Origin of the sequence: Xylophilus sp. Leaf220 (assembly GCF_001421705.1) — a bacterium.
In the GTDB taxonomy this organism is placed as follows: domain Bacteria; phylum Pseudomonadota; class Gammaproteobacteria; order Burkholderiales; family Burkholderiaceae_C; genus Xylophilus.
Genome location: NZ_LMKO01000026.1, coordinates 84,294 through 108,626, shown reverse-complemented (window position 1 = coordinate 108,626; position 24,333 = coordinate 84,294). Strand labels below are relative to the sequence as shown.

The window sequence follows — 24,333 nt, the reverse complement described above, 5'->3', positions numbered from 1 at the left end:
TTCGGCTCCGTCGGCCGTAGGGGGGCGGTGCGGCGCGCGCTGGTGCGGATTGCGAGCCTTTCGGGCCGCTGGCCGGCGCTGTGCGCCGGCCTCCTGCTATCGATTTCGCAGCAAGGGGCCCGGGCCGACGTCTGGGGCTACGTGGACGACCGGGGCACCGCGCACTTCGCCGCCGAGAAGGTCGACGAGCGCTACAGCCTGTTCTTCCAGGCCGGCCAGAGCTTCGACACCCGCGACATCGCGGCGGCGGCCGCCGCACCCTCGGCCGCACCCGCTGGCGCCGGCCTGGCGCGGATGCGCACCTTCTTCGACATCTCGCCGGGCTACAAGGCGGTGCGGCACCACCTGAAGGCCGCGGCCGACCTGCGCAAGATCGACTACGCGCTGCTGCAGGCGCTGATCGTCACCGAATCGGGCTTCGACGCCGCGGCCGTCTCGCCGCGCGGCGCCATCGGCCTGATGCAGGTGATGCCGGCCACCGCCCAGCAGTACGGCATCGCCGCCCGGCCCAACCAGCCGGTGGTGCGGCAGCTGGTCGATCCGCTGGTCAACATCGGTGCCGGCACGCGGCACCTGCGCTACCTGCTCGACCTGTTTCCCGGCCAGCTGGAGCTGGCGATCGCCGCCTACAACGCCGGCGAAGGCGCGGTGCAGCGCGCCGGCCGCAAGGTGCCCAACTATCCCGAGACGCAGAACTACGTGAAGACGGTGATGCAGATCTACCACCTGCTGCGGCCCACGGGAGCGGCATCGTCCACGCGCACCGGTGCCGACCTGCCGGGCCGCGGCGGAGCGCCGGCCGACGGCAGTCCGCACCGGGTGCGGATGGAGCTGGCGCCGCCGCCGGCCGAGCGCCTGCCCGTCAGCGCCGTGCCCGGTGCGGCGGCCGGCTCCGACGTGGCGGCCGCATCCGGCACGCCAGGCGCCCCCGGCGGACGCCGCGTGTCGCGCGCCGCGGTGGCCGCCTTCGCCAGCAACGCTTCCTCCTCCATGACCGCCCCCGGCGAATGAGCCCTTCCTTTCCCTGATGAGCGACAACCTTCCCCTCGACCTGCCCGGCCGTCCGGCCGAACCCCCCGCCGACGACTCGCAGCCCGACCTGGGCACCTACGCCCAGCGCGCCTACCTCGAATACGCCCTTTCGGTCGTCAAGGGCCGGGCGCTGCCCGACGTCTGCGACGGCCAGAAGCCGGTGCAGCGCCGCATCCTCTACTCGATGGAGCGGATGGGCCTGGGCTTCTCCGGCGCCAACGCCGCCAACGGGGCAAAGCCGGTCAAGAGCGCCCGGGTGGTGGGCGACGTGCTGGGCCGCTTCCATCCGCACGGCGACCAGGCGGCCTACGACGCGCTGGTGCGGATGGCGCAGGATTTCAGCCAGCGCTATCCGCTGATCGACGGCCAGGGCAACTTCGGCAGCCGCGACGGCGACGGTGCCGCGGCGATGCGCTACACCGAGGCGCGGCTCTCCAAGATCACCCGGCTGCTGCTGGAGGAGATCGACCAGGGCACGGTCGACTTCATCCCCAACTACGACGGCAGCACCCAGGAGCCGCGCCAGCTGCCGGCCCGCCTGCCGTTCACCCTGCTCAACGGCGCCTCGGGCATCGCGGTGGGCCTGGCCACCGAGATCCCCAGCCACAACCTGCGCGAGATCGCGGACGCCTGCGTCGCCCTGATCAAGACGCCGCAGATGGCCGACGAGGACCTGTTCGCGCTCGTCCCGGGCCCCGACTATCCCGGCGGCGGCCAGATCATCAGCGCGGCCGGCGACATCGCCGACGCCTACCGCAGCGGCCGCGGCAGCCTGAAGGTGCGCGCCCGCTGGAAGATCGAGGAAATGGCCCGCGGACAATGGCAGCTGGTGGTCCACGAGCTTCCGCCCGGCGTCAGCTCGCAGCGGGTGCTCGAGGAAATCGAGGAACTGACCAATCCCAAGGTCAAGGCCGGCAAGAAGGCGCTCAGCCAGGACCAGGTGCAGCTGAAGGCGGTGCTGCTGGGCGTGCTGGACGGGGTGCGCGACGAGTCGAGCAAGGACGCGCCGGTGCGCCTGGTCTTCGAGCCCAAGACCGGCAAGACGCCGCAGGCCGAGCTGGTCGGCACGCTGCTGGCGCAGACCTCGCTGGAGACCTCGGCACCGATCAACATGACGATGGTGGGCCTGGACGGCCGGCCGGTGCAGAAATCACTGCGGCAGATGCTGCTGGAGTGGATCGAATTCCGCCAGCAGACGGTGCAGCGCCGCTCGCAGCACCGGCTCGACAAGGTGCTGGACCGGATCCACATCCTCGAAGGCCGGCAGACGGTGCTGCTCAACATCGACGAGGTGATCGCGATCATCCGGCAGGCCGACGACCCGAAGGCCGCGCTGATCGCGCGCTTCTCGCTCAGCGACCGGCAGGCCGAGGACATCCTCGAAATCCGGCTGCGCCAGCTGGCCCGGCTGGAGGCGATCAAGATCGAGCAGGAACTCGCCGGCCTGCGCACCGAGCAGACCCGGCTGGAGGAGATCCTGGGCAGCCCCGCAGCGCTGCGCCGGCTCATGGTCAAGGAGATCGAGGCCGACGCCAAGCAGTTCGCCGACCCGCGCCGCACCCTGATCCAGGCCGAGAAGCGCGCCGTGGCCGAGGTGCGGGTGGTGGACGAACCGGTGACGGTCGTCGTCTCGCAGAAGGGCTGGGTGCGGGCGCGGGGCGGCCACGGCCACGATGCGGGCGGCTTCGCCTTCAAGGCCGGCGACGGGCTCTACGGCACCTTCGAATGCCGCACGGTGGACGTGCTGCTGGTCTTCGGCAGCAACGGCCGGGTCTACACGCTGCCGGTGGCCGTGCTGCCGAACGCGCGCGGCGACGGCCAGCCGGTCACCACCCTGATCGAGCTGGAATCCGGCACCCAGCTGGCGCACTATTTCGCCGGCCCGCCGGGCGCGGCGCTGCTGCTGGCGGGCTCGGGCGGCTACGGCTTCATCGCCAACGTGGAGAACCTGGTGTCGCGCCAGCGCGGCGGCAAGACCTTCGTGTCGCTCGGCGAGGGCGAGACGCTGTGCCGCCCCAGCCTGGCCATGCTGCCCACCGCCGCCCAGACGGGCGCCGCCAAGCCGCTGCTGCCGGCCACGCACGTCTGCTGCGCCTCGACCGGCGGCCGCATCCTGACCTTCGAGATCGGCGAACTGAAGCTGATGGAGAAGGGCGGCCGCGGCCTGATGCTGATCGACCTGGAGCCGAAGGACACCCTGGCCGGTGCCGCCGCCTACACCCGCAGCGTGCGGATCGAGGGCATCGGCCGCGGCGCCAAGGAGCGCGACGAGACGCTGGAGATCCGCAGCCTCAACAACGCCCGCGCGCTGCGGGGCCGCAAGGGCAAGGCGGCCGACCTGGGCTTCAAGCCGAACGCGGTAACGCGGGTCGAGTAAGGCCTTTCGTTTCACCGGCCGGGGCTTCGGAAAGTGCGAAAGAACCCTCGTACTTTCTCAGGGCGCCATCAGGCTCACATGGGCGGCCACCACCCGCCAGCCTTCGGCCATCCGCACCCAGGTCTGGGTCTGGCGGCCGATGCGCGGGTTGCCGGCGCGGCGGAACTCGATGTTGGCCACCGCGCAGTCGTCGCCGAAGGTGGTGATCGACCGGGCGGTGATCTCGCGCGCCAGGTTGTGGGCGGGACGGCCCTGGCGGAACTGGCGGATCGCGTCGTAGCCGTACAGGTTCTCGCCCGCGCCGTAGCGCAGGGTGTGGGGCGATGCCCAGAACAGCCGGTCGAGCGTCTCCACGTCGTTGCCGACCAGCGCCCGCTCGTACGCGTCGAACACCGCCTCCACCTCCGCCAACACGGCGGGCAGGTTGACGGCGGGCGAGGTGTCAGGCGTGGCGTGCATCGGCGGGTGCTCCGGAAAGTGTGGCGGCGAGGGCGGGATAGGTATCTGCATCGAAGAAGGGCTGGCCTGCGCGGTAGCGGCGCGCGTCCGACAGGTCGGGCGGCGCGCCGGGCTCCACCGCGCCTTCGAAGGTCAGTTCCAGCTGCACGCCGCTCGGGTCGTGCACGAAGAGCTGCCACAGCGTGGTGCCGGGTACCAGGAATTCGCGCCAGTCGAGGCCGGCGGCGCAAAAACGCTCCCGGTAGGCGTGGTAGCCCGAGCAGGCGAGCGACACATGGTCGATGGCCCCGGTGCCGCGGGGCGCCGTGCCTTCGGGGCCCATCGCCGGGCCGCCGGCGTAGACATGGATGATCGCCTGGCCGCCCGGCTGTCCGCAGGCGAGCCAGGCGCCGGGGTAGCCGAAGTCGGGCCGGGCGATCTCGCGCAGGCCGATCACGCCGGTCCAGAAGGCGCGGGTGGCGGCCAGGTCGGCGGTCTTGATCGCCAGGTGGAAGAGGCCGTGGGTGATGGCGGTCTGTGTCATGGGTGGGCCGGCGGGTGTTGCATGGAGGTGCGCAGACGGTGCGTCACGGTTGCCTGAACGTCTGGCCGACCGCGGCCGGCATGCGGGCGCCGCGCCCCAGGCCGGCCAGGATCGCGAGCGCGGCCAGGTAGGGCGTCATCTGGATCACGTACGACGACACCGGCAGGCTGAAGGCCTGCACCCGCAGCGCCATCGCCTCGGCCGCGCCGAAGAGCAGGCAGGCCAGCACGCTGCCGAGCGGCATCCAGCGGCCGACGATGATCGCGGCCAGCGCCAGGTAGCCGCGGCCGCTGGTCATGCCGTCGGTGAAGGTGCCGACCTGCTGCAGCGACAGCACCGCGCCGCCGAGCCCCGCCAGCGCACCGCCGCCGACGACAGCGGCGATCCGCACCCGCACCGGGTCGGCGCCGGCGGCGAAGGCGGCCAGCGGGTTCTCGCCCACCGCGCGCAGCGTCAGGCCGGCACGGCTGCGGAACAGGAACAGCGCCAGCGGCACGACCAGCGCGAAAGCCAGGTAGGTGAGCGGCGGCTGCCGGAACAGCAGCGGACCGACCCACGGGATCTGCGACAGGCCCGGCACCGCCCAGGCTTCCAGCAGCGGGACCCGGATCGCCGAGCCGCCCGACGGCCCCGCGCCCATGCGCACCAGGAAGCTGGTGAGCCCCAGCGCCAGGATGTTGGAGGCGATGCCGGTCACCATGTGCTCGGTATGGAAGCGGGTGGTGGCGATGGCCACCAGCAGCGCCATCGCCATGCCGGCCGCCACGCTCGCCGCCAGCCCTACGCCGGCGCTCGACGACACATGCGTCGCCACCACGCCGAGGAAGGCGCCGGCCAGCATCTGGCCCTCCAGTCCCACAGCGAAGGTGCCGGCCCGCTCGCACAGGATGCCGCCGAGCGCGGCGAAGACCAGGGGCGTGGCGATGCGCAGGCTCGCGGCCAGGAAGTCGAGGAGAACGGCTGCGTCCATGGGGTCAGGTCCGGTCGTGGCCCGTGCGGCCGATGCCGCAGAGCACGAAGATCATGGTGAGACCCTGGATCACCAGCACCAGGGAAGACGGCACGCCCACCTGCCGCTGCATCGCCAGCGCGCCGGTTTCCAGGAAACCGAAGAACAGGGCCGACGGCAGCACGTAGAGCGGATTGAGCGCTCCCATCAGGGCGATGGCGACCGCGTTGAAGCCGAAGCCGGCCGAGAAGCCCTCGATCAGCCGGTAGTGCACGCCCAGGCATTCGATCGCACCGGCCAGGCCCGCCAGCGCGCCGGCGGTGCCCATCAGGCCGAACACCGCCCGGCCCTGCGACACGCCGGCATAGCGCGCCGCCGGCAGGCTGGCGCCGACCACCCGCCAGCGAAAGCCCAGCGTCGTGCGCCAGAGCAGGTAGTTCGCGCCGAGTGCCGCCGCCACCGCCAGGGCGATGCCCCCGTGCAGGTCGGTGCCCGGCACCAGCTTCGGCAGCCACGCCGCCGCATCGAACAGCGGCGACTGCGGAAAGCCCGCGCCTTCCTCGCCCATGCGGCCGTGCAGCAGTTCGGCGATCAGCAGCAGCGCGACGAAGTTGAGCAGCAGCGTCACCAGCACCTCGTGCACGCCCCGCGTCACCCGGATGGTGGCCGCCACGCCGGCCCAGGCCGCTCCGCCCGCCGCGCCGGCGAGCAGCGCCAGCGGCAGCAGCAGCCATGCGGGCAGGCCGGCGGCGAACAGCGCCACTGCCGACGCCGCGGCGCCGCCGATCGCCAGTTGCCCCTCGGCCCCGATGTTGATCACCCGGCCGCGGAAGCACAGGGCGATGCCCACCGCGCACAGCAGGTAGGGCGTGGTCTTGTTCAGCCCCACCACCACCCGGTCCCAGCCGCCGAAGGCACCCATCGCCAGGTGGTAGTAGGCGACCAGCGGGTTCTTGCCGGCCAGCAGGATCAGCAGGGCGGTGATGACCAGCGCCATGCCCACGGCCGCCGCGGCGCGCCACAGTGCGCCGGCCCCGCGTGCGGTGCCCAGCACGCCCTGGAGGCGGCCGGCGCGCACCGCCGGTGCCGGCTGCAGGTCGGCCGGGGCCGGGGCGGACGGCGCGGTCGGGGCCGCGCCGTCGGAAGCGGATGCGGAAACGCTCATGCCGTCTGTTCCTCTTTCAGCGCGCCGGCCATCGCCAGCCCGATGCGTTCGATATCGACCTCGGCGCGCGGCACCACGCCGACGATGCGCCCGTCGGACAGCACGCCCACCCGGTCGCCCACCGCCAGCACCTCCTCGAGCTCCGACGAGATGTAGAGCACAGCGGCACCCGCGTCGCGCAGCCGGCGCAGGCTCTCGATGACGAAGCGGGTGGAGCCCGGGTCCAGCCCCCAGGTGGGCTGGAAGGCGATGACGACCTGCGGCCCGCGGCCCAGTTCGCGCGCCAGCGCCACCTTCTGCTGGTTGCCTCCCGACAGGGTGCGCGCCGCGACCTGCGCCGAGGCGGCGCGCACGCCGAAGGACTGCATCCGCTCCAGGCAGATGCGCCGTGCGGCGGCGCGGTGGATATGGCCGAAGCGGGAGTAGGGCGCACGGCCCACGTCGCGCAGCAGCAGGTTCTCTTCGATCGACATGCCCTGGACCAGGCTGGTGCCGGCGCGGTCGGCGGGGATGTAGGCGATGCCGTGGTCCATCCGCTCGGCGACGCCGCCGCGGGTGATGTCCCGGCCGTCGAACAGGATGCTGCCGCGCACCGGCCGGGCCAGGCCCGCCAGCACGTCGGCCAGCTCGCCCTGGCCGTTGCCGTCGATGCCGGCCAGTGCCAGGATCTCGCCGGCGTACAGGTCGAAGCCGGCATCCTTGAGCCGCTCGACGCCGCCGCCGTCCCGCGCCGCCAGGCCGCGCACCTGCAGGCGCAACGGCCCCGGTGCGCTGGCGGTCGGCGGGGTGGCCGCGGCGGTGTCGCGGCCGACCATCATCCGGGCCAGCGATTCGCGGGTGGCGCCGGCGACCGGGGCCTTGCCCGCCACCTGCCCGTCGCGCAGCACCACCACCTGGTCGGCCACCTGCAGCACCTCGCCCAGCTTGTGGGTGATGAAGATCACCGAATGCCCCTCAGCGCGGAAGCGCTGCAGGAAGTCGAGCAGCCGGCCGATCTCGGGCGGCGACAGGATCGAGCTGGGCTCGTCCAGGATCAGCAGGTGGGCGCCGCGCAGGATCGCCTTCAGGATCTCGACGCGCTGCTTCTCGCCGAGGGCCAACTGCTCCACCCGCGCGTCGGGGTCGATCTCCAGGCCGTAGCGGGCCGCCGCGTCGCGCACCTGCGCGGCCACGCCCCGGCGGTCGAGCCAGGGGCCGGCGCCGCGGCTCCAGCCCAGCATCAGGTTCTCGGCCACCGTCATCGCCTCGACCAGGGTGAAGTGCTGGTGGATCATCGCGATGCCGGCCTGCAGTGCGGCCCGGGGGCTGCCGGTCTCCAGCTCGCGGCCGTCGTAGACGATGCCGCCCGCATCGGGCCGAACCATGCCGAAGAGCACCTTCATCAGCGTGCTCTTGCCCGATCCGTTCTCGCCCAGCAGGCCGACGATCTCGCCCGGCATCACCGTCAGGTCGACGCCGCGGTTGGCCCGCACCGCGCCGTAGGATTTGGAGATGCCGCGCATCTCCAGCAGCGGGCGCATCACAGGCCGCCGCGCGCGTCTTCCTTGCCGACCTGCAGCTTCAGCGCGCCGCTGGCGAACTGCTTCTTGAGGCCGTCCAGCTCGGCGATCACCTCGGCGGGCACCACCGGGGCGTAGCCCTTGTCCCTGGCGTACATCAGGTCGGCGCCGGGGCCGCCCTTGGCCTCGTAGCCGTAGGTGATCAGCGCGGGCTTCAGGGTGCCGGCGCGGGCCTCGGCCGCGGCGGCGACGTACATGTCGTCCCACTTCTCGATGATGGCGGTGAGCACGTTCTGCGGCGCGGCTTCGACGTTGGCGAACGAGCGTCCGCTGGTGTAGACGTTCTTCTCCTTGGCCGCCTGCACGATGCCGCCCTGGCCGGCGTTGAGCTTGCCGAAGACGAAGTCGGCGCCGCCGGCGATCAGCGCCAGCGCGGCTTCCTTGGCCATGGCGGCGTCTTCCATGTCCTTGATGTAGATCACCCGCACCTCGGCACCGGGCTTGACGCTCTTGACGCCCTGGCGGAAGCCGCCGACCTGCTGCACGATGTTGGGCAGGCCCTCCAGCCCGTTGACCGAGCCGATCTTGCCGGTCTTCGACATGCGGGCGGCCAGCACGCCCATCAGGTAGCCGACCTGCGCGTTGTCGTAGTCGACCGAGGTGACGTTCTTGCCGGCACCGGCGCCGCCGGAGCCGACGATGAAGCTGGTCTTCTCGAACTCCGGCCCGACGCGCTGCGCGGCCGACAGGAACCGGCCCGAATGGCCGATCACCGGGTTGAAGCCGCGGCGGGCGTAGTCCTTCATCGTCTCGATGTGGTCGGCCGGCTGCACGTTCTCGGAGAACGCGGTCTCGGTGCCGGCCTGCTTCATCTTGCCGATGGCGGCGTAGCCGCTGGCGTTCCAACTCTGGTCGTTGATCGATCCGGGCAGCAACAGGGCGACCTTGCCCTGGGCCAGGGCGAGCGGCGCGGCGCAGAGGCTGGCGGTGCCGATGAGCAGCATTGCGGCGGCGCGCGCGAGGGGACGGGTGGCAGCGGTGAGGGACATCGAAGACTCCAGGAGTGGGTGCCGGCTGCAGCGCAACATCCAGGCCAGCCCCTGCAGGGCACCGACCGGCGGCGAGCGCCCGTGGCAGGCGCGCGGCGGACCCGGCATGTGCACTCGGTTCCGGCGATTTCACGCGCGGCCCGGTGCCGAACCGGCACCGCAGCGCAGGCGCGGCCGATTCGGTGCACGCTGCGCGGCCATGCCCCAAAAATGGCCGCCGGCCTCTCAGGCTTGGTGCATCGCGAGCAGCCGGTCGCCCACGTGTTCGGCGAAACGGGCCGAGGCCAGCGGCAGCACCCGGTCGCGCAGTGCCAGCAGCACCAGCCGGCTGGCGGGCAGGCCGCGCTCCTCGATCGGCACCGCGCGCAGTTGCGGATCGCCCTCTGCGCCGAGCGCGATCTGGAAGCTGACGCCGCCCGACTCGCGGGCGAAGGCGTGCATCATCTCGAACGAGTTGCAGACCAGCGCCGCCACCGGCTGCTCGGACGCATGCTCCAGCAGGTCGTCGATCACACCGCGTCCCGACAGGCTGCCGTCGGGCAGGGCGATCGGGTATTGCAGGCAGTCCTTCAGCCGCACGCTGGCGCGGTCCGCCAGCGGATGGTCGGCCGCCACCACCGCGCAGGTGCGCTGCCGGGCCTGCGCCAGGATGCGCATGCCGCGCACCGGCGGCGGGTTGAACACCAGGCACAGGTCGACCTCGAAATCGGCCAGCGCCTGCACCGCCCGCTCGCGGTCGAGCACCTTCACCGCGAAGCCGACGCCGGGGTGCGCCGCCTGGAAGCCGACCATCGTGCGCGGCAGGAAGGCCGGCGCCAGCGCCTGGCTGGCCGCCATCGACACGGTGCCGCGCCGCAGGCCGTGCAGCGATTCGATCTCCGAGCGCACCTGCGCCAGGTCGGCGGTGCGCCGGCGGGTGTAGCCGATGAACAGCTCGCCGGCCGCGGTCAGCCGCACGCCGGTGGGCAGCCGCTCGAAGATCGGCGTGCCCAGCTCGCGCTCGAGTTCCTTGATCCGCCGGTTGACCGCCGAAGCGGCGACGTGCAGCAGGTCGGCCGCGCTGCGGATCGAGCCGCAGCGCGCGACCGCATCCACGTAGTCGAGGTATCGGAGGTGTTGCATGCGGGAGGCGTTGCAATAGCGATGCCCGCGCGGCGCATCGGCACCGCGGGGCCGTCACCTGGGTCGCACGGCCCCGGGTTCGAGCCCATGTCCGCCCGCCGGCCGCGGTGCTATACCTGCCCTACACATAACATCCGGGGAATCGCACCATGAACCTGCGCCATCTTCGTATCGCGACCAAGCTGTGGATCGCGGTGGGCGTGATCGTGCTGGCCCTGGTGGCCGCGGCCGTCTCGACCGGCGTGCGGCTGGTGCGCGCGCAGGCCGAGGCCGATGCCGCGCTGGCCGCCACCGCCGAGCGGGTCGATGCGGCCGAGAGCTGGATGCGGCTGACCGAGGCCAATGCGGTTCGCACCCAGGCGCTGGTGCTGAGCGCCGAGCCGCAGATGGAGGCCGCCTTCAAGGGCCCGATCGCCGCCACCAGCGCCCGGATCAGCGAGATCCAGAAACGCATCGCATCGCTCGACACCACGCCCGCCACCGTGGCGCAGCTGGAGAAGATCGCGGCCAGCCGCAAGACGATGGCCGACGTGCGGGCCCAGGCGGTCGGCCTGAAGGCGGCGGGGCAGCAATCCGAGGCGGTGGCCCTGGTCGGCAGCCGCTACGACCCGGCGGTGGCCGCCTACCTGAAGGACCTGGGCGATTTCGTGTCCCTGCAGCAGCGCGTCCAGGCCGAGACCGCGGCACGGATCGGCGCCGACCGCTCGCGGATGCTGCAGATCGCGGGGATCGCGCTGGCGGCGATCGTGCTGGCGATCCTGGCCGGCGCCTTCTGGCTGATCCGCAGCATCCTGCGGCCGCTGGCCGAGGCCAACGCGCTCGCGGCCCGTATCGCCGGCGGCGACCTGAGCGGTGCGGTGGAGGTGCAGCGGCAGGACGAGTTCGGCACCCTGCTGCGCTCGTTGCAGGCGATGAACGCCGCGCTGTCCCGCATGGTGCTGCAGGTGCGCCAGAGCACCGACAGCATCGCGGTGGCCAGCGCCGAGATCGCCACCGGCAACCAGGACCTGTCGCAGCGCACCGAGCAGACCTCGGGCAGCCTGCAGCAGGCGGCCTCCTCGATGGAGCAGCTCACCGCCACGGTGCAGCAGACCGCGGGCAGCGCCCGGCAGGCGAGCCAGCTGGCATCCGCCGCCTCCGCCGTGGCGCAGAAGGGCGGCGGCGTGGTGCAGGACGTGGTGGCCACGATGGACGAGATCAACACCAGCAGCCGCCGGATCGGCGACATCATCGGCACCATCGACGGCATCGCGTTCCAGACCAACATCCTGGCGTTGAACGCCGCGGTGGAAGCGGCCCGCGCCGGCGAGCAGGGCCGCGGCTTCGCGGTGGTGGCCGGCGAGGTGCGCAGCCTGGCCCAGCGCAGCGCGCAGGCCGCCCGCGAGATCAAGACGCTGATCGGCGCGTCGATGGAGAAGGTGGAGACCGGCGCCCGGCTGGTGCAGGACGCGGGCACCACCATGGCCGACATCGTGCAGTCGGTGCAGCGGGTGGCCGACATCATCGGCGAGATCACCGCCGCCGCGAGCGAGCAGAGCGCCGGCATCGCCCAGGTCAACGGCACCGTGGGCACGCTCGACCAGATGACGCAGCAGAACGCCGCGCTGGTCGAGCAGAGCGCCGCCGCCGCGCAGAGCCTGCGCGAACAGGCCGACCAGCTCACCGGGCTGGTGGCGGTGTTCCGGCTGCACCCCGACGAGGTGCCGGGTGCGCGGCCGGCGGGCGCGGCAGCCCAGCCGGCCCGCCGAACGGCGGCCCCCGCACGGCCCGCCGTGGCCGCGCCGCCGAAGACGCCATCCGGCTCCGCCGCCACGCCGGCGTTGCGGACCCAGCCTGCAACGCCGCGGCTGGCCGTGGTGCCGCCGCCGAAGCCACGGCCGACGACGTCTGCCGCGCCCGCGTCGTCCGCGCCGCCCCGCGCCGCGGCCCCGGCGCCGCGCGTTGCCGCGGGTGCCGAGGACGATTGGGAGAGCTTCTGACGTTCGGCAGGGCGCTTTCGCGCGGCGCAGGGAGATTTCCTGCTGGACCGTCGGCACGTGGCCAGCCTGGCGCCGCATGCGCAGGATGTGCCCGCCGAGGGTTTCACAGTCGTTTCTTATTGGCCGGGCATATTCGCGCGCATCTACCGCTCGCCGTCTGTCCCATGCCCTTTCCCTCCCTGCGCCTGTCCACCCGTCTCTGGGCCGCCGTCGCGTTCATCGTGGTCGCGCAACTGGCTCTCGTCACCGCTTCCACGCTGCACTCGGCCCACCTCGAATCGCAGGGGGCCGAGGCGCTGGAGCAGCGCACCGTGCTGATCCAGGCCGCGAGCCGCTGGCTCGCGCTGACCGAGGCCAACGGCGCCCGGGCCGAAGCGGTCATCCTCAGCAGCGAGCCCGAGATGGCCGATGCCTTCAAGGCGACGGTGGCCGCGGCCGATGCCGCGCTGCTGCAGGTGCGGGCGGTGCTGGCGCAGGCCGCGCTCTCGGACGAGGAGCGGGCCCAGGTCGGCAGGATCGACACGGCCCAGAAGGCCGTCGCGGCCCTGGGCGTGGAAGCCAACCGCTTCAAGGACGTGGGCCAGCAGGACAAGGCGCTGGCGCTCTTCACCGGCCGCTACCAGCCGGCGGTCGCGACCTACCTGGACGCCCTGCGGGGCTTCGTGCGGATGCAGGAAGACGCCACCGCGCAGCTGCAGCAGTCCCTGGCCGGCCAGCGCGCCCGGCAGGGGTGGATGCTGCTGGGCGGCGCGGTGGTCCTGGCGCTGCTGCTGGCGGCCGGCGCCGCGGTGCTGGTGCGCAGCATCCTGCGGCCGCTGGCCCAGGCCAACGCCCTGGCCGCCCGGATCGCCGGCGGCGACCTGAGCAGCTCGGTGGCGGTGCAGCGCCGGGACGAATTCGGCGAGCTGCTGCAGTCGCTGCGCGGCATGGGCGAGGCGCTGGCCGGCATGGTGCGCCAGGTGCGCAGCAGCACCGACAGCATCGCGGTCGCCAGCGCGCAGATCGCCGCCGGCAGCCAGGACCTGTCGCAGCGCACCGAGCAGGCCTCGAGCAACCTGCAGCAGACGGCGTCGGCGATGGAGCAGCTCACCGGCACGGTGCAGCAGACGGCCGGCAGTGCCCGGCAGGCCAGCACGCTGGCGGTGGCCGCGTCGCAGGTGGCCGAGCGCGGCGGCGAGGTGGTGCAGCAGGTGGTGCGCACCATGGAGGAGATCGACGCGGGCAGCCGCCGCATCTCCGAGATCATCGGCACCATCGACAGCATCGCGTTCCAGACCAACATCCTGGCGCTCAACGCGGCGGTGGAGGCCGCCCGTGCCGGCGAGCAGGGCCGCGGCTTCGCTGTGGTGGCGCACGAGGTGCGGGTGCTGGCCCAGCGCAGCGCCCAGGCCGCCAAGGAGATCAAGGACCTGGTCGGCGCCTCGGTGCGGCAGGTGGCGGCCGGCACGGTGCTGGTGGGCAATGCCGGCGGGACGATGCAGGACATCGTCCGCTCGGTGCAGCGGGTGACCTCGATGGCCGGCGAGATCACGGTGGCCGCCGGCGACCAGAGTGCCGGCATCGCCCAGGTCAACGGCGCGGTGACCCTGCTCGACCGGATGACCCAGCACAACGCCGCCCTGGTCGAGGAAAGCGCCGCCGCGGCGCACAGCCTGCGCGAGCAGGCCAGGCAGCTGGCCGGCATGGTGGCGGTGTTCCGGCTCGACGGGCCGGACGCGGTGCCGCCGCAGCGGCTGCTCGCGCAGTAGCGCGAGCGGAAAACCGCCGGCTACTTCAACTGGGTGGCCAGGAACCCGAGCATGTCCTGGTAGGCCGCCTCGCGCGCGGCGGGGTTGCTGCCCACCGTCACGCCCTGGCCGGGGTGCGCGCCGTTCGGCACGTCCTTGCGCACCCGCAGGGGCGTGCCGGGCGCATCGAAGTCGTGGTAGCTGTCGGGGTAGACGCGCACCGTCAGCGGCGCGGGCTGCAGCGCTTGCTGCCAGGCCACGCAGGGCGCCGCCGGCGTCCAGTCGTCCGACGCGCCGACCAGCACCAGGAGCGGGCTCTGCAGCCGATACGGCCGGTCCAGGTACGCGCCGCAGCCGGGGTAGAACGCGACGGCCGCCCTGAAGGCCGGCAGGCCCGCCCCGGCGGCGTCGGCACGGGCCTGGTCCATCGCATCGAGCGTGCTCGATCCGCCGTTGGACCAGCCGAGCAGCGCGGTGCGCGCAGCATCCGCCTCCGCTTGCGTGCCGATCCAGCGCAGTGCGGCCAGCGCATCCAGGCGACGGTTCGCGGGCCGGATCTCGCGGCCGCGGTAGGGCGAGGTGCAGATCGAGCGGGTGCCGCGCGGGTTGAAGCTGTCGACGGCGAGGACGTTGTAGCCCTGCCGGTGCAGCAGCTCCGCCATCGCCTGCTGCCGGGCGTTCAGCGCGTTCTCGTGGCCCGGGCGTGTGCTGTACATGCCGCCGCAGCCGTGCAGGACCACCACGCTGGGCCGCGCGCCGGGCAGGGCCGATGTCCACCACAGCGCATTCAGCGGCACCGGCGTGCCGTCGGCACGCAGGTCCATGCTCGGGAACGACACCGCGTGGGGCGGTGCATCGGCGGCCCGGACCGTCGCTGCGAACGCCGCGCAGAGAAGCGTGCCGAGGAAGAGCCTTCGGACAGCGGACACGGCGACCTCACCCGGCATGGGATGCCGCGGCAGTGCGCGCGGCCATCACTCGTCCTTCATCCCCGTGGCCTTGACCACCGCGCCGAGGCGCGCACGCTCGTCCGCCACGAACTTCGCGAACGAGGCGCGCGTGCCGCCGATCGGCTCGATGCCGATATCCTTCAGGTGCGACGCCGTGGCGGCGTCCTTCATCGCGGCATCGATGGCCGTCGCCAGCTTGTCGAGGATGGCGTCCGGCGTACCTGCCGGGGCGTGCACGCCGCACCAGTGGGCGATCTGCATGTCGGGGAAGCCCTGTTCCACCGCGGTGCTGAGCTGCGGGTAGGCCGAGATCCGGGCCGTCCAGGTGTCGGCCAGCGCCTTGAGCTTGCCGCTCTTGACGTAGGGCAGCGCGACGATGCTCGCCTCGGAGGTGGCCTCCACCTGCTTGCCCAGCACGGCGGTGATCGATTCGGAGCCGCTCTTGTACGGCACGATGTCGAGCTTGGCGCCGTACTTGGTCTCCAGGATGCCCGAGACGAAATGCGGCGTGCTGCCGGTGCCGGCGGTGGCCCAGTGGAAACCCACGCCCTTCTGCGAGGCCGCGATGAATTCCTTGAGGTTGTTGTACGGCGCGTCGGCCGGCACCAGGATGACCGAGGGCGCCAGCCCCACCATCGCCACCGGCACCAGGTCGGCATCCTTGTACGGCAGCGACTTCTTGATCATGCTGTTGGAGATGACGCCGGCCGCGCTGATCAGGAAGGTGTAGCCGTCGGGCTTGCTCTGCGCGACCACCGCCGAGCCGAGGCTGGTGGAGCCACCCGGCTTGTTCTCGATGACGATCGGCTGGCCCAGGCGCTTCGACGCGCCTTCGGCCGCGGCGCGCGCCATCAGGTCGTTGGCGCCGCCCGCGGAGAAGGGCACGACGAAACGGATCGGCCGGGTGGGCCAGGCGTCCGCTTGGGCCAGGGCGGGGAGGGCGGCGATGGCGGCTGCGGCGGCCGCGCAGGCCAGTGCGGTGCGCCGGGAACGTAGGAGCTTCATGGGAGGGTCTCGCGCTGTTGTTGTGGGGTCTGCAAGGAGGATGTGCGGACGCCGGCCGCGCCGCCCGACCCGGTGCGATCCGGTCGGGACGCGACCGGCGGTCCACGATTCGATCTTAGCGAAGCGGTCGAATCCCCGGGAGACCGGGCCGCCTACAGCCCGCCCAGCGCCCGCAGCACGTTCTCCGGCGTGGCCGGCGCCTCCAGCCGCACCGGGCCGCCGCCGGGCCGCGCCGCGGCCACCGCGTTGCGCAGCGCCTCGTACACGCTGATCGCCAGCATGAAGGGCGGCTCGCCGACGGCCTTGCTGCCGAAGACGTTGTCCTCGCGGTTGGGCTCGTGCCACAGCTCGACCTTGAAGTGCGCCGGGATGTCGCCGGTCGCCGGGATCTTGTAGGTGCTGGGAGCGTGGGTGGTGAGCAGGCCCTTGTCGTTCCAGACCAGCTGCTCGGTGGTGAGCCAGCCCATGCCCTGGACGAAGCCGCCCTCGATCTGGCCGATGTCGAGGGCCGGGTTGATGCTGCGGCCCACGTCGTGGAGGATGTCGACCCGCAGCACGCGGCTTTCGCCGGTCAGGGTGTCGATCGCCACCTCGGTCGCCGCCGCGCCGTAGGCGAAGTAGTAGAACGGCCGGCCGGTGAGGGTCGTCTTGTCGTAGTGGATCTTGGGCGTGCGGTAGAAGCCGTCGCTCCACAGCTGGATGCGGTTGGCGTAGGCCATGCCGACCACGTCGTCGAAGCGGCGGGTGGTGGTGGGCGAAACCACGTTGCCGTCGGCGAACGAGATCTCGCCTGCGCCGCAGCCGTCGAGGCCGCAGACGAAGCTGGCGATGTTGTCGCGCACGTTGCGGGCGGCGTACTGGGCGGCGCGGCCGTTGAGGTCGGTGCCGCTGCTGGCGGCGGTGGCGCTGGCGTTGGGCACCTTGCCGGTGTCGGCGGCGGTCACCAGCACCCGGGCGAAGGGCACGCCCAATTCGTCGGCCACGATCTGCGCCACCTTGGTATTGAGGCCCTGGCCCATCTCGGTGCCGCCGTGGTTCACCTGCACGCTGCCGTCGGTATACACATGCACCAGAGCGCCGGCCTGGTTGAACAGGGTGGCGGTGAACGAGATGCCGAACTTCACCGGCGTGACCGCCAGCCCGCGCTTCAGCACCGGCTGCGCCGCATTCCAGATGGAAATGGCCTCTTGCCGGCGCCGGTAGCCGGCATCCTGCTCTAGTTTCGATAGCAGGGGCTGGAGGATGTTGTCCTCCACCTGCATCTGGTAGTGGGTGACGTTGCGCTCGGCGGTGCCGTAGAGGTTGCGGTAGCGCACGTCCAGTGCGTCCAACCCCAGGTGCCGGGCGATGTCGCCCAGGATCGCCTCGATCACGATCACGCCCTGCGGGCCGCCGAAACCGCGGAAGGCGGTGTGGCTCTGGGTGTTCGTCTTGCAGCGGTAGCTGCGGATGGTGACGTCCGACAGGTAGTAGCCGTTGTCGGCATGGAAGACCGCGCGGTCGGCCACCGGGCCCGACAGGTCGGCGGAGAAGCCGCAGTTCACCAGCATCGTCAGGTCCAGCGCGGTGATGCGGCCGGTGGCGTCGAAGCCCACGTCCCAGTCGTAGGCGAACGGGTGGCGCTTGCCGGTGACCAGGAAATCGTCGTCGCGGTCGAGGCGCAGCTTGACCGGGTGGCCGGTCTTCTTCGCCGCCAGCGCGGCCCAGACGGCCAGGTGCCCGGCCTGTGTCTCCTTGCCGCCGAAGCCGCCGCCCAGGCGCCGGCATTCGACCCGCACCGCATGGTTGTCGACGCCCAGCGCATGCGCCACCCAGTGCTGCACCTCGCCCGGGTGCTGGGTGCTGGAGTGGATCCACCACTGGTTCTGCTCCAGCGGCAGGGCGTAGGCCACCTGGCCCTCCAGGTAGAAGTGCTCCTGGCCGCCGACCTCCAGCGTGCCCTGCAGCCGGTGGGCGGCCCGCGGCATCGCGCCGTGGGCGTCGCCGCGCTGCACCGTGACCGGCGGCAGCACGTAGCTCTGCGCGGCGTGGGCGGTGCGCGGGTCCAGCACCGCGGGCAGCGGCTCGATGTCGAGCACCACCGCGCGGGCCGCGCGGCGGGCCTGCATCACCGTGTCGGCCACCACCAGGCCGACCACCTGGCCGATGTGCTGCACCGTGCCGAAGGCGAAGACCGGCTCGTCGTGGCCGAAGGCGGCCAGCAGCTTGTCGCCGGGGATGTCGTCGGCCAGCAGCACCTCGCGCACGCCGGGCATGGCCAGCGCCGCCGTGGTGTCGATGCCGCACAGCCGGCCGTGCGCCACGGTCGAGAGGATCGGCGCCGCCTGCAGGGTGCCGCGCACCTCGGGGAGGTCGTCGACGTAGGTGGCGCCGCCGGCCACCTGGGCGCGGGCGCTTTCGTGGGGCTGGGAGCGGCCCTGGGCGCGGGCGGGCGGCGCGGCGGTGTGGGGCAGGGCGCCGGGGTCGTGCGGCAGGGCGGCATCGACCGTGTCGGCGCGTGCATCGGCCGCGGCCACGCGGGGGTCGTCGCCGGCATCGCGGCTGACGGGGATAGGTGCGGTGTTGTCGGTGTCGCGGGCGTTCATGTCGAGGCCTCCAGCACCAGCGATTCGAGCCGCACGTCCGCCTGGCCCTGGCTCTCGCGCCAGCATCGCTGCATCAGGTTGGCGAGCAGCACCCGCCGGTACGCGCCCGAGGCGCGCATGTCGGAGATCGGCTGGAACTCGGCCTGCAGCGCGGCGCCGGCGGCCCGGGCGGCCTCTTCGGTCCAGGCGCGGCCGACCAGGGCGGCCTCGGCCTGGCGGGCCCGGGCGGGGACGGCCGCGACGCCGCCGGCGCCGATGGACGCATGGCGGACGGTGCCGTCGGCGTCCAGCACCAGGCGGATCGCCAGGCAGACGGCCGAAATGTCGTCGTCCTGGCGTTTGCTAATCTTGAAAACGTAGAGCCCGCCAGAGGCTGCGGCGTCGTCAGGCGCGGGGACGTCGATGTATGCCACGATCTCGTCGGGCGCCATCACGTTCTGCCGGTAGCCGGTGTAGAGGTCTTCCAGCGCCAGACTGCGTTCGCCGCGCACGCTGGCCAGTACCACCTGCGCGCCGAGGGCGATCAGCAGCGGCATCGAGTCGCCGATCGGCGAGCCGTTGGCGACGTTGCCGCCCAGGGTGCCGGCGTTGCGCACCGGCAGGCCGGCGAAGCGGGCGGCGAAGGGCGCGACGGCCGGGCGGTCGGCCGACAGGGCGGCGTAGGCTTCCTGCAGCGTCGCGGCGGCGCCGATGCGCAGGGCCCCGTCGGCCGCGCGCGCGATGCGGCGCAGTTCGGCGGCGCGGGTGGTGTCGATCACCTGGGCGAACCGGCGGTGCTGCTTGGTCACCCACAGGCCGACGTCGGTGCAGCCGGCGACCAGCTGGGTCTGCGGCCGGGCGGCCCGGGCCGCGAGCAGGGCGGCGAGGGTGGTGGGGGCGAGGTAGGCCGCGTCATGCGCCGGTTCATCGGCCGAATCGGCCTCCGGCCGGCGCGGGATGCCGGCCATATGCTCCAGTTTCGATAGCACGGCGCCGTGGTCGAGCGCCACCGGTGGCAGCGACCCCATCCGCTCGGCCGCCTCCAGGATCGGCCGGTAGCCGGTGCATCGGCACAGGTTGCCCGACAGGTCCTCCTGCGCCACCGCCCGGGTGATCGTCTGGCCCCGGCAAACGCGGTTCTGGTACATGCCGAACATGCTCATCACGAAGCCCGGCGTGCAGAAGCCGCACTGCGATCCGTGGCACTGCACCAGCGCCTCCTGCGCCGGGTGCAGGGTGCCGTCGTGCTCGGCGAGGTCCTCGACCGTCCAGAGCGCCATGCCGTCCACCGAATGCGCGAGCTTGATGCAGCTGTTGACCGCCCGCAGTTCCAGCGACGCGCCGCCGTCGTCGCCCACCCTGCGCTCGCCCACCACCACCGTGCAGGCGCCGCAATCGCCCTCGCCGCAGCCTTCCTTGGTGCCGGTGCAGTGCAGGTCCTCGCGCAGCAGGTCGAGCAAGGTGCGGTCGGGCGGCACATCGGCCAGCGTCACGGTCTTGCCGCGTCGGAGGAAGCGCAGGGGGTGGGGGTGCATGGTGTGCATCGTAGGGGCGGTGCGGTGCCGCAGCAAAAAGAAGGCCAGTGCGGAGGTTAGGCGACGGTGGCCGACGTCGCATAAGCCCGGGCATATACCGCGTATCGGCCGCGCCGGTACCGGGCGCGGCAGCCGTCATTCCAGCCCGAACGCCTCCCGCAGCGCCGCGCAGAAAGCGGCCGTGCCGCTGATCGACAGGCCGAGCGTGTGGCGCGGTGCGTCGGGCGTGCCGGGGTGCGTTTCCAGCGTGCCCTGCTCGGGGTCGAAACGCACGGCCACCGGCACGGTCAGCTCCTGGCGGGCGTGCAGGTCGTAGCTCCAGCTGCCGCCGTCTTCCACCGCGGCTAAGCCGTCGGGGAAGTGGGCCTGCGCCCAGGCCAGCACCGCGGCGGCCTCGGCCTGCAGGGCGGGCCAGCGGGCGCCGTTCACCGTGGCCAGCGCGTCGAACAGGCCGGTGCCCTCGTCGTCTTCGCTGTAGTCGAAATCGAGGTAGATCAGTTGCATGGTGGGCATGATGCACCGGCGACGCGGGCCTGCCGGTGCGGGCCGCCTGCGCGGTACAGTCGGCGCTCCGTTTGCAGCGGTACGAAAGTCCTGCGGCACGGCGGCGGTCGCAGGCATACGCGATCGCATATGACCCGCATGCAGCCCCTGCTATGAGAGACCAAGCCCTTTTCGACAAGATCGACCTCCATCTCATAAGGGTCTTGCATACCGTGTTGATGGAACGCAGCGTATCGAGGGCCGCCGTGCGGCTGGGCATGCACCAGCCGGCGGTGTCGGCCGCGCTGAAGCGGCTGCGCGACCTGGCGGGCGATCCGCTGCTGGTGCGCTCGGGCGCCGGCATGGTGCCGACCGACGCCGGCCAGCGGATGCTGGAGCCGTCGGCCCGCATCCTGCGCGCGGCCGAGGTGCTGTTCACCGACGCCCGCGGCTTCGATCCGCAGACGGCCACCACCACCTTCCGCGTCGCCGCCAGCGACTACCTCGACCCGCTCTTCCTGCCCCAGCTGGTGGCGCAGATCAAGGCGCAGGCGCCGCTCTGCCACATCGAGATCCACCCGCTCTCGGCCGATGCGCACTACCACGCCCACCTGGCGCAGGGCGACATCGACGTGGTGATCGGCAACTGGGGCGCGCCGCCCGAGGACCTGCACATGGGCCGGCTCTTCGGCGACGAGGTGGTCTGCCTGGTGCGCGCCGACCACCCGGCGGTGCGCCGCGGCTGGGACGCCGCCGCCTGGCTGGATGCCGAGCACGTCGCCCCCACGCCCACCCACCCCGGCGCCCGCGGCGTGATCGACGACCACCTCGACTCCCTGGGCCTGCAGCGCAACATCACCGCCCGCTGCGCCCACTTCGGCCTGATCCCGGCGATGGTGGCGCAGAGCTTGCTGGTGCTGACCACCGGCCGCCAGTACTGCGAGCGTTTCCTGGGCACCGCGCCGCTGGCGATCCTGCCGCCGCCGATCGCGTTTCCCCGGCTGATGTACTACCAGCTCTGGCATGCGCGCACCCATGCCTCGGCGTCCGCCGCCTGGCTGCGGGAGCGGGTGAAGTCGGTGGCGGCGACGCTACGAAAAGAATAGCTGGAGGCCGGCGACAGGCTTCGGCCCCAGCCCTTTTTTTATCCGAGACGGCGAATTCGCGCCGACCGGCGGACCCCACGACACGAAAAGCGACAATCCCGGCATGACACCCACAGCCTCCCCGCCGCGCCTGCAGCTGACCGGCATCACCAAACGCTACCCGGCGGTCGTCGCCAACAGCGGCGTATCGCTGGTGGTGCAGCCCGGCGAAACCCATGCGGTGCTGGGCGAGAACGGCGCCGGCAAGTCGACGCTGATGAAGGTGATCTACGGATCGGTCAAGCCCGACGAGGGCGGCGTGCTGTTCGACGGCAAGCCGGTGCAGGTCAAGAACCCGCAGGAGGCGCGGGCCCTGGGCATCGCGATGGTGTTCCAGCACTTCAGCCTGTTCGACACGCTGACGGTGGCCGAGAACGTCTGGCTGGGGCTGGAGAAATCGCTTTCACTGGCGGAAGTGTCCCGCCGCATCACCGCCAAGGCCGCGGAGTACGGGCTCGACATCGACCCGACCCGCCCGGTGCACACCCTGTCGGTCGGCGAGATGCAGCGGGTCGAGATCATCCGCGCGCTGCTGACCGACCCGAAGCTGCTGATCCTGGACGAGCCCACCTCGGTGCTGACGCCGCAGGCGGTCGAGAAGCTCTTCGTGGTGCTGAAGCAGCTGGCCCGCGAGGGCTGCAGCATCCTCTACATCAGCCACAAACTGCACGAGATCCGCGCCCTGTGCACCGCCTGCACCGTGCTGCGCGGCGGCAAGGTGACGGGCGTCTGCAACCCGGCGGAAGAAACCAACGCCTCGCTCTCGCGGCTCATGATCGGCGCCGAGCCGCCGGCGCTGCAGCACCGCGCCTCCGCCGCCGGCGCCGCGGTACTACGGGTGCAGGGCCTGACGCTGGAGCGCGAATCGCCCTTCGGCACCGATCTGGAAGGGGTGCGGCTGGAGGTGCGGGCCGGCGAGGTGGTCGGCATCGCCGGCGTCTCGGGCAACGGGCAGCGCGAACTGCTCTATGCACTGTCGGGCGAGGACACCCGGGCCGCGCCCGGCGCGGTCGAGGTGGCGGGCCAGCCGGCCGGACGGCTGTCGCCCGGCGCGCGGCGGGCGCTGGGCCTGCACTTCGTGCCGGAAGAGCGGCTGGGCCGCGGCGCGGTGCCCACGCTGGGCCTGGCGCACAACCTGCTGCTGACCCGCCGCGACGCGGTGGGCGCCGGCGGATGGCTGAAGCTGGGCGCGTTGGAAAAGCAGGCCAAGGACATCATCGCCCGTTTCAACGTCAAGGCCGGCGGGCCGCATGCGGCGGCGCGGTCGCTCTCGGGCGGCAACCTGCAGAAATTCATCGTCGGCCGCGAGATCGATGCCAAGCCCCGGCTGCTCATCGTGTCCCAGCCCACCTGGGGCGTCGACGTGGGCGCCGCCGCCCAGATCCGCGGCGCGATCCTGGCGTTGCGCGACGCCGGCTGCGCGGTGCTGGTGGTCAGCGAAGAGCTGGACGAACTGTTCGAGCTGAGCGACCGGCTGCACGTCATGGCCAAGGGGCGGCTGTCGCCCTCGGTGGCGCGGGCCGACGCCACGGTGGAGCAGATCGGCGCCTGGATGAGCGGGCTGTGGGATGCGCCCGCCGCCATTGCCGCGCAGGAGGCCGCAGCATGCTGAAGCTCGAACCCCGCCCGCAGCCGTCGAAGCACTGGAGCTACGCCTCGCCGCTGCTGGCGCTGGCCATCACCGTGGTGATCGGCGTGCTGCTGTTCAGCGCGCTGGGCAAGGACCCGGTGCGCGGGCTGCAGGTGTTTTTCTGGGAGCCGATCAAGTCGACCTACGCGCTGGGCGAGCTGATGGTCAAGGCCACGCCGCTGCTGCTGATCGCGCTGGGCCTGGCGGTGTGCTTCCGCTCCAACGTCTGGAACATCGGCGCCGAAGGCCAGTTCGTGATCGGCGCGGTGGCCGCAGGCGGCGTGGCGCTGATGGCCGACAAGACCACCGGCCCCTGGATCGTGCCGGCGATCCTGCTGGCCGGCGTGGCGGGCGGCATGGCCTGGGCGGCGCTGGTGGCGCTGCTGCGCGACAGGTTCAACGCCAACGAGATCCTGGTCAGCCTCATGCTGGTCTACGTCGGCGTGCTGGTGCTGGGCTATCTGGTCTACGGGCCGTGGAAGGATCCGGCCGGCTACAACTTCCCGCAGACCAAGACCTTCGACGCGGTGACGCAGATCCCGCGGCTGATGCAGGGCTCGCGCATGGGTATCGGCCTGCTGATCGCGCTGGCCGGGGCGGCGGCGCTGTGGATCTTCCTGTTCCGCACCAAGGCCGGTTTCGCCCAGCAGGTGGGCGGGCTGGCGCCGGCCGCGGCCCGGTATGCGGGTTTCTCGTCGCGCAAGGCGCTGTGGATCGCGCTGCTGGTCTCGGGCGGCGCGGCCGGGTTGGCCGGGGCGCTGGAGGTGGCGGGGCCGGTGGGCCAGCTCACGCCGTACATCCCGGCGGGCTACGGCTTCGCCGCGATCATCGTCGCCTTTGTCGGGCGGCTGCATCCGGTGGGCATGGTGCTGTCGGCCGTGCTGATGAGCATGTTCTACATCGGCGGGGAGCTGGCGCAGTCGCGCCTGGGGCTACCCAAATCCTTGACCGGCGTGTTCCAGGGTCTGCTGCTCTTCACGCTCCTGGCCTGCGACACCTTGATCGCCTACAGGATCACATTCGCCCCCCGGCTGCGCGCTGCGCGTCTTCGCCCACCCCCCTCCGGGGCGCCCCGGCGGCCCGGCGAAGCCGGCTCCGCGGGGCCGCTGGCACACCCCTCTGCGGACGTGAAGGGCTGAG

Annotated in this window: 19 protein-coding genes; 7 read left to right on the top strand and 12 right to left on the bottom strand. The window is 72.3% G+C overall.

Annotated features, from left to right (window positions below):
• Positions 1-42 precede the first annotated feature (42 nt).
• Positions 43-1,011: a lytic transglycosylase domain-containing protein gene (locus ASE76_RS17760; RefSeq protein ID WP_236698515.1), complete on the top strand. Its 969-nt coding sequence runs from the start codon at positions 43-45 to the stop codon at positions 1,009-1,011.
• Positions 1,012-1,027: 16 nt separating this feature from the next.
• The gene (gene parC / locus ASE76_RS17755; protein ID WP_082448702.1) at positions 1,028-3,409 is read left to right on the top strand and encodes a DNA topoisomerase IV subunit A; all 2,382 of its coding nucleotides are present in this window, start codon (positions 1,028-1,030) and stop codon (positions 3,407-3,409) included.
• Between the two features lie 57 nt (positions 3,410-3,466).
• Here parC and hpxZ read toward each other — a convergent pair whose 3' ends face one another.
• The 7 genes from hpxZ to ASE76_RS17720 form a co-directional block, all read right to left on the bottom strand.
• Complete coding sequence (gene hpxZ / locus ASE76_RS17750) at positions 3,467-3,868, bottom strand: oxalurate catabolism protein HpxZ (protein ID WP_055842684.1); 402 nt, start codon at positions 3,866-3,868, stop codon at positions 3,467-3,469.
• Positions 3,852-4,391 carry a VOC family protein gene (locus ASE76_RS17745; protein WP_055842682.1) on the bottom strand — a complete coding sequence of 180 codons (540 nt, stop codon included), beginning with the start codon at positions 4,389-4,391 and terminating at the stop codon, positions 3,852-3,854. The genes hpxZ and ASE76_RS17745 overlap by 17 nt, the downstream gene beginning before the upstream one ends.
• Positions 4,392-4,434: 43 nt before the next feature.
• Complete coding sequence (locus ASE76_RS17740; protein ID WP_055842680.1) at positions 4,435-5,361, bottom strand: ABC transporter permease; 927 nt, start codon at positions 5,359-5,361, stop codon at positions 4,435-4,437.
• A gap of 4 nt (positions 5,362-5,365) precedes the next feature.
• Positions 5,366-6,505, bottom strand: coding sequence for an ABC transporter permease (locus ASE76_RS17735; RefSeq protein WP_082448701.1), 1,140 nt, complete (start codon positions 6,503-6,505; stop codon positions 5,366-5,368).
• Positions 6,502-8,025, bottom strand: a complete 1,524-nt coding sequence (locus ASE76_RS17730; protein WP_055842678.1) for an ABC transporter ATP-binding protein — start codon at positions 8,023-8,025, stop codon at positions 6,502-6,504. The genes ASE76_RS17735 and ASE76_RS17730 overlap by 4 nt, the downstream gene beginning before the upstream one ends.
• Positions 8,025-9,053 (bottom strand): BMP family protein, encoded by a 1,029-nt coding sequence (locus ASE76_RS17725; RefSeq protein WP_168389271.1) that lies wholly within the window; start codon positions 9,051-9,053, stop codon positions 8,025-8,027. Before ASE76_RS17725 ends, ASE76_RS17730 begins: the two co-directional genes overlap by 1 nt.
• Before the next feature lie 225 nt (positions 9,054-9,278).
• On the bottom strand, positions 9,279-10,175 hold the full coding sequence (locus ASE76_RS17720) for a LysR family transcriptional regulator (RefSeq protein ID WP_055842672.1): 897 nt from the start codon (positions 10,173-10,175) through the stop codon (positions 9,279-9,281).
• A gap of 149 nt (positions 10,176-10,324) precedes the next feature.
• On the opposite strand from ASE76_RS17720, the gene ASE76_RS17715 reads away from it, so the two are divergent.
• Both ASE76_RS17715 and ASE76_RS17710 read left to right on the top strand, forming a co-directional pair.
• Positions 10,325-12,154 carry a methyl-accepting chemotaxis protein gene (locus ASE76_RS17715; RefSeq protein WP_055842669.1) on the top strand — a complete coding sequence of 610 codons (1,830 nt, stop codon included), beginning with the start codon at positions 10,325-10,327 and terminating at the stop codon, positions 12,152-12,154.
• Between the two features lie 164 nt (positions 12,155-12,318).
• A complete protein-coding gene (locus ASE76_RS17710) occupies positions 12,319-13,902 on the top strand; it encodes a methyl-accepting chemotaxis protein (protein ID WP_236698514.1) in 1,584 nt (527 codons plus the stop codon).
• Between the two features lie 20 nt (positions 13,903-13,922).
• Here the strand turns inward: ASE76_RS17710 and ASE76_RS17705 are convergent, their stop codons facing one another.
• The 5 genes from ASE76_RS17705 to ASE76_RS17685 all read right to left on the bottom strand — a co-directional run bounded on the left by ASE76_RS17705 (position 13,923) and on the right by ASE76_RS17685 (position 20,439).
• Positions 13,923-14,810, bottom strand: a complete 888-nt coding sequence (locus tag ASE76_RS17705) for a dienelactone hydrolase family protein (protein ID WP_168389270.1) — start codon at positions 14,808-14,810, stop codon at positions 13,923-13,925.
• A gap of 45 nt (positions 14,811-14,855) precedes the next feature.
• Positions 14,856-15,836, bottom strand: coding sequence for a tripartite tricarboxylate transporter substrate binding protein (locus ASE76_RS17700; RefSeq protein WP_055842662.1), 981 nt, complete (start codon positions 15,834-15,836; stop codon positions 14,856-14,858).
• Between the two features lie 152 nt (positions 15,837-15,988).
• Positions 15,989-18,421, bottom strand: a complete 2,433-nt coding sequence (gene xdhB, locus ASE76_RS17695) for a xanthine dehydrogenase molybdopterin binding subunit (RefSeq protein WP_055842659.1) — start codon at positions 18,419-18,421, stop codon at positions 15,989-15,991.
• Positions 18,418-19,935: a xanthine dehydrogenase small subunit gene (gene xdhA, locus ASE76_RS17690; protein ID WP_055843067.1), complete on the bottom strand. Its 1,518-nt coding sequence runs from the start codon at positions 19,933-19,935 to the stop codon at positions 18,418-18,420. The genes xdhB and xdhA overlap by 4 nt, the downstream gene beginning before the upstream one ends.
• 135 nt (positions 19,936-20,070) lie before the next feature.
• Complete coding sequence (locus ASE76_RS17685; protein ID WP_055842656.1) at positions 20,071-20,439, bottom strand: hypothetical protein; 369 nt, start codon at positions 20,437-20,439, stop codon at positions 20,071-20,073.
• Between the two features lie 152 nt (positions 20,440-20,591).
• On the opposite strand from ASE76_RS17685, the gene ASE76_RS17680 reads away from it, so the two are divergent.
• From ASE76_RS17680 to ASE76_RS17670, 3 genes are all read left to right on the top strand, one after another.
• Positions 20,592-21,524, top strand: a complete 933-nt coding sequence (locus ASE76_RS17680; protein WP_082448698.1) for a LysR family transcriptional regulator — start codon at positions 20,592-20,594, stop codon at positions 21,522-21,524.
• Between the two features lie 103 nt (positions 21,525-21,627).
• Positions 21,628-23,175, top strand: coding sequence for an ABC transporter ATP-binding protein (locus ASE76_RS17675; RefSeq protein WP_055842652.1), 1,548 nt, complete (start codon positions 21,628-21,630; stop codon positions 23,173-23,175).
• Positions 23,169-24,332: an ABC transporter permease gene (locus ASE76_RS17670; RefSeq protein WP_082448697.1), complete on the top strand. Its 1,164-nt coding sequence runs from the start codon at positions 23,169-23,171 to the stop codon at positions 24,330-24,332. The genes ASE76_RS17675 and ASE76_RS17670 overlap by 7 nt, the downstream gene beginning before the upstream one ends.
• Position 24,333 lies beyond the last annotated feature (1 nt).

What these genes read in the sequence shown, in the direction of transcription:
- parC (WP_082448702.1), top strand. Translation starts at nt 1,028, where the DNA reads ATGAGCGACAACCTTCCCCTCGACCTGCCCGGCCGTCCGGCCGAACCC.
- hpxZ (WP_055842684.1), bottom strand. Translation starts at nt 3,868, where the DNA reads ATGCACGCCACGCCTGACACCTCGCCCGCCGTCAACCTGCCCGCCGTG.
- ASE76_RS17745 (WP_055842682.1), bottom strand. Translation starts at nt 4,391, where the DNA reads ATGACACAGACCGCCATCACCCACGGCCTCTTCCACCTGGCGATCAAG.
- ASE76_RS17740 (WP_055842680.1), bottom strand. Translation starts at nt 5,361, where the DNA reads ATGGACGCAGCCGTTCTCCTCGACTTCCTGGCCGCGAGCCTGCGCATC.
- ASE76_RS17735 (WP_082448701.1), bottom strand. Translation starts at nt 6,505, where the DNA reads ATGAGCGTTTCCGCATCCGCTTCCGACGGCGCGGCCCCGACCGCGCCG.
- ASE76_RS17730 (WP_055842678.1), bottom strand. Translation starts at nt 8,025, where the DNA reads ATGCGCCCGCTGCTGGAGATGCGCGGCATCTCCAAATCCTACGGCGCG.
- ASE76_RS17725 (WP_168389271.1), bottom strand. Translation starts at nt 9,053, where the DNA reads ATGTCCCTCACCGCTGCCACCCGTCCCCTCGCGCGCGCCGCCGCAATG.
- ASE76_RS17720 (WP_055842672.1), bottom strand. Translation starts at nt 10,175, where the DNA reads ATGCAACACCTCCGATACCTCGACTACGTGGATGCGGTCGCGCGCTGC.
- ASE76_RS17715 (WP_055842669.1), top strand. Translation starts at nt 10,325, where the DNA reads ATGAACCTGCGCCATCTTCGTATCGCGACCAAGCTGTGGATCGCGGTG.
- ASE76_RS17710 (WP_236698514.1), top strand. Translation starts at nt 12,319, where the DNA reads ATGCCCTTTCCCTCCCTGCGCCTGTCCACCCGTCTCTGGGCCGCCGTC.
- ASE76_RS17700 (WP_055842662.1), bottom strand. Translation starts at nt 15,836, where the DNA reads ATGAAGCTCCTACGTTCCCGGCGCACCGCACTGGCCTGCGCGGCCGCC.
- xdhB (WP_055842659.1), bottom strand. Translation starts at nt 18,421, where the DNA reads ATGAACGCCCGCGACACCGACAACACCGCACCTATCCCCGTCAGCCGC.
- xdhA (WP_055843067.1), bottom strand. Translation starts at nt 19,935, where the DNA reads ATGCACCCCCACCCCCTGCGCTTCCTCCGACGCGGCAAGACCGTGACG.
- ASE76_RS17685 (WP_055842656.1), bottom strand. Translation starts at nt 20,439, where the DNA reads ATGCAACTGATCTACCTCGATTTCGACTACAGCGAAGACGACGAGGGC.
- ASE76_RS17680 (WP_082448698.1), top strand. Translation starts at nt 20,592, where the DNA reads ATGAGAGACCAAGCCCTTTTCGACAAGATCGACCTCCATCTCATAAGG.
- ASE76_RS17675 (WP_055842652.1), top strand. Translation starts at nt 21,628, where the DNA reads ATGACACCCACAGCCTCCCCGCCGCGCCTGCAGCTGACCGGCATCACC.
- ASE76_RS17670 (WP_082448697.1), top strand. Translation starts at nt 23,169, where the DNA reads ATGCTGAAGCTCGAACCCCGCCCGCAGCCGTCGAAGCACTGGAGCTAC.